The following is a 10,434-nucleotide window of genomic DNA, read 5'->3' on the forward strand; positions in this document are numbered from 1 at the left end:
TCTGCGGCTTTTTCATTTTAGGCAAGGCCTAATTCATGAAGGTTACCGAGGATCAGTCCTCTTTTGCAACCTTGGCATTTCTTGCTTCAGCTTTGCGCTCATTACGCTTAGCCTGGTTTTCAATAAAACCAGCCAATTCTTTTTCAGCCCAAGCTTGCGCTAATTCTTCGCTTTCAAAACCCATCTCACGCTTCGAAACCGCTGTTCTGCGAGCCGTTACCTGACGAATAATTTCGGCCGCCCAACCATTACGCTTTTCCGTGATACGGATAGTAAACTTTTTGTTTTCAGACATTTAAATGCTTCCTAAGGGTATTTTCAGGGATAGTCCAATGTGATCATTACTTAGCCATCCCTAAGCTAGCGCGGTATTAGAACACAAAACGTTCTATTAATCTCAGGTATTTTAGACAATAAAAAATCCCCAGTGTTTCCACTGAGGACTTTTACACCAATACCATTCAATTGACGGTTACTTACCTACGTTCACGCGAGCATTGCGGAACATGCGCATCCAAGCACTGTCTTCACCCCAAGACTCAGGAGCCCAAGAGTTAGCAACCGTACGGAATACACGCTCTGGGTGAGGCATCATGATAGTCACACGGCCATCCGTAGTCGTTAGACCTGTGATAGCGTTTGGTGAACCGTTCGGGTTGTTTGGATACTGCTGCGTTGGGTTACCGTTGTTGTCAACGTAACGTACCGCTATCGTGCCCGATGCTTCAATTGCGTTTAGATGGTCAGTATCGCGAACTTCTACGCGGCCTTCGCCGTGAGATACCGCGATTGGCATACGTGAGCCTTCCATACCATCGAAGAAGATAGAGTCAGACTTCTGAACTTCAACTAGGCTGAAACGAGCTTCAAAACGCTCAGATTCGTTACGAACGAAGCGTGGCCATAGGTCTGCACCTGGGATCAGCTCTTTTAGGTTCGATAGCATCTGACAGCCGTTACACACACCTAGTGAGAAGGTATCTTCACGGTGGAAGAAGCTTTGGAACTGGTCACGCGCTTGGTCGTTGAACAGAATAGACTTCGCCCAGCCTTCACCCGCACCTAGTACGTCACCGTAAGAGAAGCCACCACAAGCCACAAGACCCTGGTACTCTTCTAGAACCGCTTGACCCGTCAGGATGTCGCTCATGTGGATGTCTGTCGCTTCAAAGCCAGCACGGTCAAACGCTGCAGCCATTTCAACGTGAGAGTTTACACCCTGCTCACGAAGGATGGCCATCTTAGGCTTAGCGCCCGTCGCGATGTATGGCGCTGCAACATCTTCGTTAACGTCGAAGCTCAGTTTCACGTTCAGACCTGGGTCAGCGTTGTCTTTCTTCGCTTCGTGCTCTTGGTCTGCGCATGCAGAGTTATCACGTAGAGACTGCATCTTGTGCGTCGTTTCCGCCCAGATAGTACGTAGCTCTGTACGAGAGCGCTCGATAACAACCGCATCACCAGAAGTGATAACGAAGTTATCTGACGCTTCAACGCTGCCGATTACGTGAGAACATGCTTCTAGACCATTAGCCGCTAGCACCGCTTTCACTGTGTCTAGGTCGTCATTGTTAACCTGAACAACCGCACCTAGCTCTTCGTTAAATAGTGCCGCTAGCGCATCTTCGCCTAGGTCAGCAATATCTGCTTTCACACCACAGTGACCGGCAAATGCCATTTCAGCAAGGGTTACGAATAGACCGCCATCGCCTTTATCGTGGTAAGCCACTAGCTTGTCATCACGAACAAGCGTTTGCATCGCATCGAAGAAGCCTTTTAGCTGCTCTGCGTTGTCTACGTCTGCTGGCTTATCACCCAGCTGCTTGTACACCTGTGCCAATGCCGTTGCACCTAGACGGTTTTTGCCGTTACCCAGATCAACCAGAACCAGTGATGACTCACCTTTGTCGGTACGAAGCTGTGGCGTGACCGTCTTACGAACATCTTCTACACGACCAAACGCAGTGATAATCAGTGAAAGTGGAGACGTCACTTCTTTGTCTTCACCGTTTTCGTTCCACTTCGTCTTCATCGACATTGAGTCTTTACCCACCGGAATCGTTAGACCCAGTGCTGGACATAGCTCTTCACCCACAGCTTTCACCGCTTCGTAAAGACCAGCGTCTTCACCCGGGTGACCTGCAGGAGACATCCAGTTAGCCGATAGCTTGATGCGCTTGATATCGCCGATGTCTGTTGCTGCGATGTTGGTTAGAGACTCACCAACCGCTAGACGAGCAGAAGCGCCGAAGTCTAGTAGAGCTACTGGCGTGCGCTCCCCCATAGACATCGCTTCACCGTGGTAAGTATCGTAGCTCGCTGCGGTTACCGCGCAGTTTGCTACTGGTACCTGCCAAGGACCAACCATCTGGTCACGAGCAACAAGACCCGTTACCGTGCGGTCACCGATGGTGATTAGGAATGTTTTCTCTGCCACAGTTGGTAGACGAAGAACGCGGTCAACCGCATCGTTCATTTCAATGCCTTCGCGAGAGATCGCTGGGCTGTCTACTTTCAGTGTTTTCGCATCACGGTGCATCTTCGGCGTTTTGCCTAGAAGGATGTCCATCGGCATGTCGATTGGCGTGTTGTCGAAGTGTGAATCTTCAAGCTTAAGTTCACGCTCTTCAGTTGCAACACCCACTACTGCGTATGGTGCGCGCTCACGCTTACAGATAGCATCGAATGCTTCCATGTTCTCTGGCGCTACCGCCATTACATAGCGTTCTTGAGATTCGTTACACCAGATTTCAAGTGGGCTCATGCCAGGTTCATCATTTGGTACGTCACGTAGCTGGAAGATGCCACCGCGCTCACCATCATCAACAAGCTCAGGAAGTGCGTTTGAGATACCGCCCGCGCCCACATCGTGGATAAACGCGATTGGGTTGTCTTCACCTAGCTGCCAGCAGCGGTCGATCACCTCTTGACAGCGACGCTCCATCTCTGGGTTTTCACGCTGTACTGATGCAAAGTCTAGGTCTTCAGCAGACTGACCAGAAGCCATAGAAGAGGCTGCACCACCACCAAGACCGATGTTCATTGCAGGACCACCAAGTACGATTAGGCTTGCACCTACCGGGATCTCTTTCTTCTGAACGTGCTCGTCACGGATGTTACCCATACCACCGGCAATCATGATTGGCTTGTGGTAACCACGAACTTCTTCACCTGCGTGAGACGTGACTTTTTCTTCGTAAGTACGGAAGTAACCTAGTAGATTTGGACGACCAAATTCGTTGTTGAACGCTGCGCCACCTAGTGGACCTTCTAGCATGATATCCAGTGCGTTAACGATACGGCCTGGCTTGCCAAAGTCCGTTTCCCAAGGCTGCTCGAAGCCAGGAATACGAAGGTTAGAAGTCGTAAAGCCTACAAGACCTGCTTTTGGCTTACCGCCAATACCTGTTGCGCCTTCATCACGAATTTCGCCACCGCTGCCTGTCGATGCACCTGGCCATGGAGAAATCGCTGTTGGGTGGTTGTGAGTTTCCACCTTCATCAGGATGTGCGCTTTCTCGTGGTTGTAACCATACTGACGTGTTTTTGGATCTGGGAAGAAACGACCGACTTCAGAGCCTTCCATAACCGCTGCATTATCTTTGTATGCAGACAGAACATGGTCTGGTGTCGTTTCGAATGTGTTTTTGATCATCTTGAACAGCGACTTGTCTTGCTTCACGCCGTCAATAGTCCAGTCTGCGTTGAAGATCTTGTGACGACAGTGCTCAGAGTTCGCCTGTGCAAACATCATTAGCTCAATATCTGTCGGGTTGCGCTCAAGCTTAGTCACAAAGCTTTCTAATAGGTAATCAATCTCATCTTCTGCAAGGGCGAGGCCTAGCGTTACATTGGCGACTTCAAGCGCTTTACGCCCCCCCGTAAGCAGGTCAACGTCAGCCACAGGTGCAGGTTCCGCAACTTGGAATAGTGCCGTAGCTGATTCAAAATCAGTAAACACCACTTCCATCATGCGGTCGTGAATTACGGCTTTTAACTCAACAAGTTGAAGCGCCGTCAATGCCGTCGATGACTCAACGTAATAAGCCGTACCGCGCTCTAAACGAGTCACTTTTTCAAGACCACAGTTATTAGCAATGTCTGTCGCCTTTGAAGACCATGGCGAAATAGTACCAGGACGAGGCGTGATAAGAAGCAGTGTACCCGTTGGCTCATGCTCTTCGATCGTTGGACCGTAAGTCAGCAATTTTTCTAATTTTTCAACTTCAGACGCATCCAGGTCTGCCGTTAGGTCGGCAAAGTGGGCAAACTCAGCGTAAATACCGGTAATTGGTAGGTTTAGTTCACGACAAAGCTCTAGTAGCTTGTTAACACGAAACTCAGAAAGAGCTGGGGAACCACGCAAAATTCTCATGTGCTTAGGTCTCTTATGCAGTTGATTGAGGATATATTGGAATAAATTCATTAGGTTACAATAAAAAACCGAACGTATACCAATTTATCCTAGCCTGTTTCGGGCGTATTATAGTGTATTTTTTTTTGTGACGTAACCGAAAACGCAAACGTTTTCGTCATTTTTTCAATTCAACAAGATTCTGTGTTTTTTTTCATCATTAGAGTGACCTTAACGGACAGTTTTCAGAAAGTAACTTTGCCTGCAATCCTGCGTTTGGTATAAAGACAGAACTAACGTTATGAGATTTATCTATAAATGCTTAAGCTAACCTTTGTACACTGGACCCGCACATTGACACTCTGCTGCTTGTCCATTTCACTTTTTGGCTGCCAAATTGACTCGGAACCAAAAAATGAACTGGAAAACATACGCGAACGGGGTGTGTTAAGAGTAGGAACGCTCAACAACCAGCTTTCCTATTATATTGGACCCGATGGGCCAACAGGTCTCGACTATGAGCTCGCCCGTCAATTTGCGGATGAGCTGGGTGTCAAATTGGAAATGAAACCTGCCTATCGACTCTCCAGTCTATTTCCAGCTTTGCAGCAAGGTGAAATCGACATTATTGCTGCAGGTTTAAGCCAATCTCCATCAAGAGTTGAGCACTTTCGTGCTGGTCCTGCGTACTACTACGTGAGCCAACAAGTCGTCTATAAGAAAGGACAATGGCGCCCAAGAAATCTTAATCAGCTTCTAGAAAGGCAAGACAAATTACTTGAGGAAGATACAAATGGCGTGATCTTTTCTATTGTCAAAGACTCCCATTTTGAGCAAACCCTTGCCAAGGTAGCACATGAGCACCCTGAATTTCGGTACGAAATCGATCCCGACGCCGATGTAAAGGATCTTCTCGCTCAAGTCTCTGACGGTGAATTGTTGTTCACTATGGCTGACTCTGTCGAGCTATCACTTTCGCAACGTATCCATCCAGATCTCGCATTGGCATTTGAGTTGACAGAAGATCAACCTATTTCTTGGTATATGCGCCAATCGGATGACGAAAGTCTGTATGCTTTGTTAATTGAATTTTTTGGTCACTTAAAGCAGACCGGCGATCTGGCTAATCTGGAAGAAAAATACATTGGCCACGTGACCACATTTGACTATGTCGACACGAGAGCATTCATACGAGCATTGGACAGTAAATTACCGAAGTGGAGCCCACTATTTAAACAATACGCCAACGATTTTGATTGGCGGCTTATTGCCGCATTGGCGTATCAGGAGTCACATTGGAACCCGGTGGCAAAATCCCCGACAGGAGTTCGTGGTATGATGATGCTGACACTCCCCACAGCAAAAAGCGTTGGTGTCACTAATCGATTAGACCCCGAGCAGTCTGTTCGTGGTGGTGTTGAGTATTTACGGCGCATCGTAGATAGAGTTCCTGACTCTATTAGTGAACATGAAAAGATCTGGTTTGCGCTAGCCTCATACAATGTTGGTTACGGTCACATGATGGACGCTCGCCGCATCACCAAACGCCAAGGTGGCAATCCTGATGCGTGGGCTGATGTCAAAGATCGCTTGCCGCTGCTTAGACAAAAAAAATACTACAGCCAAACTCGTTACGGCTATGCTCGGGGGGATGAAGCTCGTAACTATGTTGAGAATATTCGTCGTTACTATCAAAGCATCATTGGTCATGTCGACAAGCAGATGGCAGCCTCGAATGAGATCTCAATGGAAAACCTAACGGTTATTCCGGCACTCGATCCGCTCTCCAGCGCACAAAGCAGCGAGACATCATCAACCGCTCAGCCCTCACAGACAAAAACAACAGAGAGTAATAACTAGATTGAGTACAGCCTTTATTGTCAATTAAGTTAGTTAACTCACAATTTCAAGTGTGTAAATTGAATACATATTACACACTTGATTTTTTCTCCTGCAACCCTTACATTGTTTTGTGAGTTTGATCATGGGAATTTCTTTCTCTTATGTTCACAATCAAACAAGAGTGAAATTTAACCGAATTTCATCTTACCTAACAGGTAATCACACCGAAACTTTCCCAGGGTTTTAACTGGGGAAGATAGGTGTTTTTGTGCTTCGAGAGAGCGAGAATAAAATCACGCCTCGCCTTTGACTAAGATTCTCACTACCGTTATTTAAACGACAAATTAAGTTTGAATATACAGAACAACACGGCAGTGATATCAAATACAGTCAAGCGAAGATATATTTTTGTTGTGATAGGAGGTCGTTTTATGCTTGCTAAAAAAAGAAGTTTATCTAAACGCCTTAGCAAGACCGTGACGGCAAATCGCCGAAAGCGTATGTTAGCCAATAATAAGAAAAAAATTATTTGGCGAAATAGAACCTTTATGCAGTTATTAAATGACTAAAGGTTGATGAGCAAGCATCCGATACGTTGGATGTTTGCTTACAAACCACCTTGTTCTCTTTCCTGCTTTCTTGCCTCTTTCTTCTCTTTTCTTCTTCGTTTAAAAAATGCTTGTAGCTGATGGCGGCACTCTACTGCCAATAAACCCGAGTCTACATCGGCATAATGATAAGAAGCCTGGCTTTCAAACAAATTTAGTACTGAACCTGCCGCACCCGCTTTAAGATCTGAAGCACCAAAGACCACTCGTTTTACTCTGCTGTGCAATAGTGCACCTGCGCACATTGGACAGGGCTCAAGAGTGACGTATAACGTGGTATCAAGTAATCGATAGTTTTTGAGAACCTGCCCAGCCTTACGGATCACCTGCATCTCAGCATGAGCACTAGCATCATGTTGGCCAATAGACTGATTCCAGCCCTCTGCAATGATTTCACCAGCCTTAACTAAGACAGCGCCAACGGGTACCTCCCCCTCTTGTTCAGCCAGAGCAGCAAGGTCCATTGCGCGTTGCATGTATTGGTAGTCGTCATCATTAAATTTCGACGTAGTGGTTTTATTGCTCATATTGTTTTTGGCCTAATGACTCTGACAAATAGTTAATCAAGGTGCGAACTTTCGAAGTGAGCATCCGGTTTTGTGGGTAAAGAGCCCAAATCCCTTCCTGATTTCCCCGGTAAGCACTCAGCACCTCAACCAGTTCGCCGGTTTGCAAGTAAGGCTGCACATAATAATCGGGAAGATGCACAATGCCCAACCCTTTTAATGCAGCATCAACCAAAGCATAGCCACTATTGCATTGTATACGCCCATCGACATGAATAAGACGCTCATCTCCTTTCTCATCAAATCGCCAGTACCTCGTCGATCCGCGCAGGCAGTTATGACGCTTGAGCTCAGATAAGGTATGAGGCTCTCCATACCTTTTTAAGTAAGAAGGACTTGCGCAAACAAACACCTCTCGGTCGAAAAGCTTCCTAGCCATCATAGTCGAGTCTTCAAGTCGCCCTAGGCGCACCGCAAGATCAAACCCTTCTTCAACCAAGTCCATCTTTTTATTCGACAACACCATATCCAGTTCAATTTGCGGGTATTCAAGCAAGAATTCGTGTATCAAGGGAGCTAGTACTTGCTCACCAAACGTCACTGGTGCTGTTATTTTTATTTTGCCTTTAGGCGTTGACTGGAGTTGGGTAATCGCGAGTTCAGCCAACGTCAAACCTTCAACCAAAGGCTTACAGTGTTGATAAAAAGTCGCACCGACAGCGGTTACAGACACCTTTCTGGTTGTACGAACAAAAAGCTTAACCCCCAACTTATCTTCAAGAGCATTCACCCTACGACTAATGTTAGCCACAGAAGTCGATAACTTTTCAGCGGCGCCAGTAAAACTTTGCGATTCAACAACAGCCACAAACTCATTCACCCCTTCCCAATTAGCCACGTGCATTCCCATTATTACAATTAAGTAATAGTGTATTTCACTTTTTGGTAATTATCATTATATGAGAAATAAATATACTGTTCCCATCTGATGCAAACAACACAAGCTGAACTAGGCTTATGAAGTTAGCAGCCAACGATTTCTGTGACCCTGTAAAAAAGGAATAACCATGACTGAACAATTTATTAAATCTCGTGCCGCTGTCGCATGGGGACCAAACCAGCCGTTAAAAATGGAAGAAGTGGATGTAATGCTACCCAAAGCGGGCGAAGTTCTTGTTCGCATTGTCGCAACTGGAGTTTGCCATACCGACGCTTTCACACTATCAGGCGATGATCCAGAAGGGATCTTCCCAAGTATCCTCGGTCATGAAGGTGGCGGCGTCGTAGAGATGGTTGGTGAAGGCGTTACTAGCGTTGAAATCGGCGACCATGTTATTCCACTTTATACTGCGGAGTGTGGAGAGTGTAAGTTCTGCAAATCAGGAAAAACCAACCTTTGCCAAGCCGTTCGTGAAACCCAAGGTAAAGGTTTGATGCCTGATGGCACAACTCGTTTTTATAAAGATGGTCAGCCTATCTACCATTACATGGGCTGTTCCACATTCTCTGAGTACACAGTACTTCCAGAGATCTCGCTTGCTAAAGTCAACAAAGAAGCACCTCTAGAAGAAGTTTGCCTGCTTGGTTGTGGTGTAACGACAGGCATGGGCGCAGTGCTCAATACCGCCAAAGTAGAAAAGGGCGCCACCGTCGCTATCTTCGGTCTAGGTGGTATCGGCCTGTCAGCGATCATTGGTGCTCGCATGGCTGGAGCTAGCAAGATCATCGGTGTAGATATCAATGAAAGCAAGTTTGAGCTCGCACAACAGCTTGGTGCAACAGATGTAATCAACCCACAAAAGTTCGATAAGCCTATCCAAGAGGTTATTATCGAAATGACCGACGGTGGTGTGGATTACTCGTTTGAATGCATCGGTAACGTCAACGTGATGCGTCAAGCGCTGGAGTGCTGTCATAAAGGTTGGGGGGAATCGGTCATCATAGGTGTTGCTGGCGCGGGGCAAGAGATCTCAACCCGCCCATTCCAATTAGTCACTGGTCGTGTATGGCGTGGTAGTGCCTTTGGCGGCGTTAAGGGGCGTAGTGAGCTTCCTGACATTGTTAACCGCTACATGGCCGGAGAGTTTGGCCTACAAGAATTCATTACTCACACTATGCCACTTGAAGACATTAACGAAGCATTCGAATTGATGCACAAAGGCGAAAGTATTCGCAGCGTCATTCACTATTAATCATTTAGGGTCCTAGTGTTCTAGGGCCCCTGCTTTTAAACTGGATGAATAGAATGACCATAGAAAATGTAAGCCAAGCCAAGGTGTTTGGTGGCTGGCACAAACAATACCATCACCTATCTTCGTCACTAGATTGCCAAATGAGATTCGCCATCTATTTGCCACCAGAAGCGAGCGCTGATAATCCAGTGCCTGTACTCTACTGGCTCTCTGGCCTAACCTGCACCGACGAGAACTTTATGCAAAAAGCAGGGGCTTTTCGAACAGCGGCTAAACTCGGCATTGCGATAGTCGCCCCCGACACGAGCCCGCGTGGCGAAGATGTACCGGATGATCCTGAAGGTGCCTATGATTTTGGCCTAGGTGCTGGCTTTTATGTCAATGCGACTCAAGCTCCCTGGAATCAACACTATCACATGTACAGCTATGTCGTTGATGAGCTGCCGAAAGTGATTGAGCAGCACTTTCCAGTGACTCAAGCTCGTTCCATTTCAGGACACAGTATGGGCGGACATGGCGCATTGACCATTGGCTTAAAAAATAGCGAAAGATACCGTTCAATTTCAGCATTTAGCCCTATTAGCAACCCTATGAATTGTCCGTGGGGGCAAAAAGCCCTAGGGCAATACCTCGGCAATAATACCAATGATTGGAAGCAATATGACAGCGCTGAATTGCTAAAGACAAAAATGGCCACGTTGCCTATCTTGGTCGATCAGGGTGAAGATGATGGGTTCTTGCAAGAACAGTTAAAGCCAGAATTACTGCTAGCGGCGGCTGAGCTGTCTGGAAGTGATATTAAGCTGCGTATGCAGCCGGGTTATGATCATAGCTACTTCTTTATTCAAAGCTTCATTGAAGACCATTTACGCTTCCATGCCGGCTTCTTAAAAAGTTAAGTTTCTCAAATAAGCCACATAAAAAAGCCCGTCTCG

7 protein-coding genes are annotated in these 10,434 nt (G+C 46.8%); 3 read left to right on the forward strand and 4 right to left on the reverse strand.

The features are described 5' to 3' along the window. Positions 1-52: 52 nt before the first annotated feature. Positions 53-295 (reverse strand): DUF3622 domain-containing protein, encoded by a 243-nt coding sequence (locus LNL84_RS19375; RefSeq protein ID WP_244359471.1) that lies wholly within the window; start codon positions 293-295, stop codon positions 53-55. A gap of 177 nt (positions 296-472) precedes the next feature. Next, positions 473-4,372 (reverse strand): phosphoribosylformylglycinamidine synthase, encoded by a 3,900-nt coding sequence (gene purL / locus LNL84_RS19380; protein ID WP_244359473.1) that lies wholly within the window; start codon positions 4,370-4,372, stop codon positions 473-475. 297 nt (positions 4,373-4,669) lie between these two features. On the opposite strand from purL, the gene mltF reads away from it, so the two are divergent. Beyond that, positions 4,670-6,211: a membrane-bound lytic murein transglycosylase MltF gene (mltF, locus tag LNL84_RS19385; RefSeq protein WP_244359475.1), complete on the forward strand. Its 1,542-nt coding sequence runs from the start codon at positions 4,670-4,672 to the stop codon at positions 6,209-6,211. A 589-nt stretch (positions 6,212-6,800) separates the two neighbouring features. On the opposite strand, the gene tadA is transcribed toward mltF, so the two are convergent. Next, positions 6,801-7,328, reverse strand: coding sequence for a tRNA adenosine(34) deaminase TadA (gene tadA / locus LNL84_RS19390; RefSeq protein ID WP_244359477.1), 528 nt, complete (start codon positions 7,326-7,328; stop codon positions 6,801-6,803). Beyond that, positions 7,318-8,205 (reverse strand): LysR family transcriptional regulator, encoded by an 888-nt coding sequence (locus tag LNL84_RS19395; protein WP_244359479.1) that lies wholly within the window; start codon positions 8,203-8,205, stop codon positions 7,318-7,320. The genes tadA and LNL84_RS19395 overlap by 11 nt, the downstream gene beginning before the upstream one ends. 169 nt (positions 8,206-8,374) lie before the next feature. Here LNL84_RS19395 and LNL84_RS19400 point away from each other — a divergent pair, with 169 nt between their 5' ends. Together LNL84_RS19400 and fghA are read left to right on the forward strand one after the other, a co-directional pair. Continuing rightward, on the forward strand, positions 8,375-9,499 hold the full coding sequence (locus LNL84_RS19400) for an S-(hydroxymethyl)glutathione dehydrogenase/class III alcohol dehydrogenase (RefSeq protein WP_244359481.1): 1,125 nt from the start codon (positions 8,375-8,377) through the stop codon (positions 9,497-9,499). 53 nt (positions 9,500-9,552) lie between these two features. Then, positions 9,553-10,398 carry an S-formylglutathione hydrolase gene (gene fghA / locus LNL84_RS19405; RefSeq protein WP_244359483.1) on the forward strand — a complete coding sequence of 282 codons (846 nt, stop codon included), beginning with the start codon at positions 9,553-9,555 and terminating at the stop codon, positions 10,396-10,398. Positions 10,399-10,434: the final 36 nt, after the last annotated feature.

The organism is Vibrio gelatinilyticus, from assembly GCF_022836845.1.
In the GTDB taxonomy this organism is placed as follows: domain Bacteria; phylum Pseudomonadota; class Gammaproteobacteria; order Enterobacterales; family Vibrionaceae; genus Vibrio; species Vibrio gelatinilyticus.

Excerpts from the sequence above, each read along its gene's own strand:
- LNL84_RS19375 (WP_244359471.1), bottom strand. The coding sequence starts at position 295 with ATGTCTGAAAACAAAAAGTTTACTATCCGTATCACGGAAAAGCGTAAT.
- purL (WP_244359473.1), bottom strand. The coding sequence starts at position 4,372 with ATGAGAATTTTGCGTGGTTCCCCAGCTCTTTCTGAGTTTCGTGTTAAC.
- mltF (WP_244359475.1), top strand. The coding sequence starts at position 4,670 with ATGCTTAAGCTAACCTTTGTACACTGGACCCGCACATTGACACTCTGC.
- tadA (WP_244359477.1), bottom strand. The coding sequence starts at position 7,328 with ATGAGCAATAAAACCACTACGTCGAAATTTAATGATGACGACTACCAA.
- LNL84_RS19400 (WP_244359481.1), top strand. The coding sequence starts at position 8,375 with ATGACTGAACAATTTATTAAATCTCGTGCCGCTGTCGCATGGGGACCA.
- fghA (WP_244359483.1), top strand. The coding sequence starts at position 9,553 with ATGACCATAGAAAATGTAAGCCAAGCCAAGGTGTTTGGTGGCTGGCAC.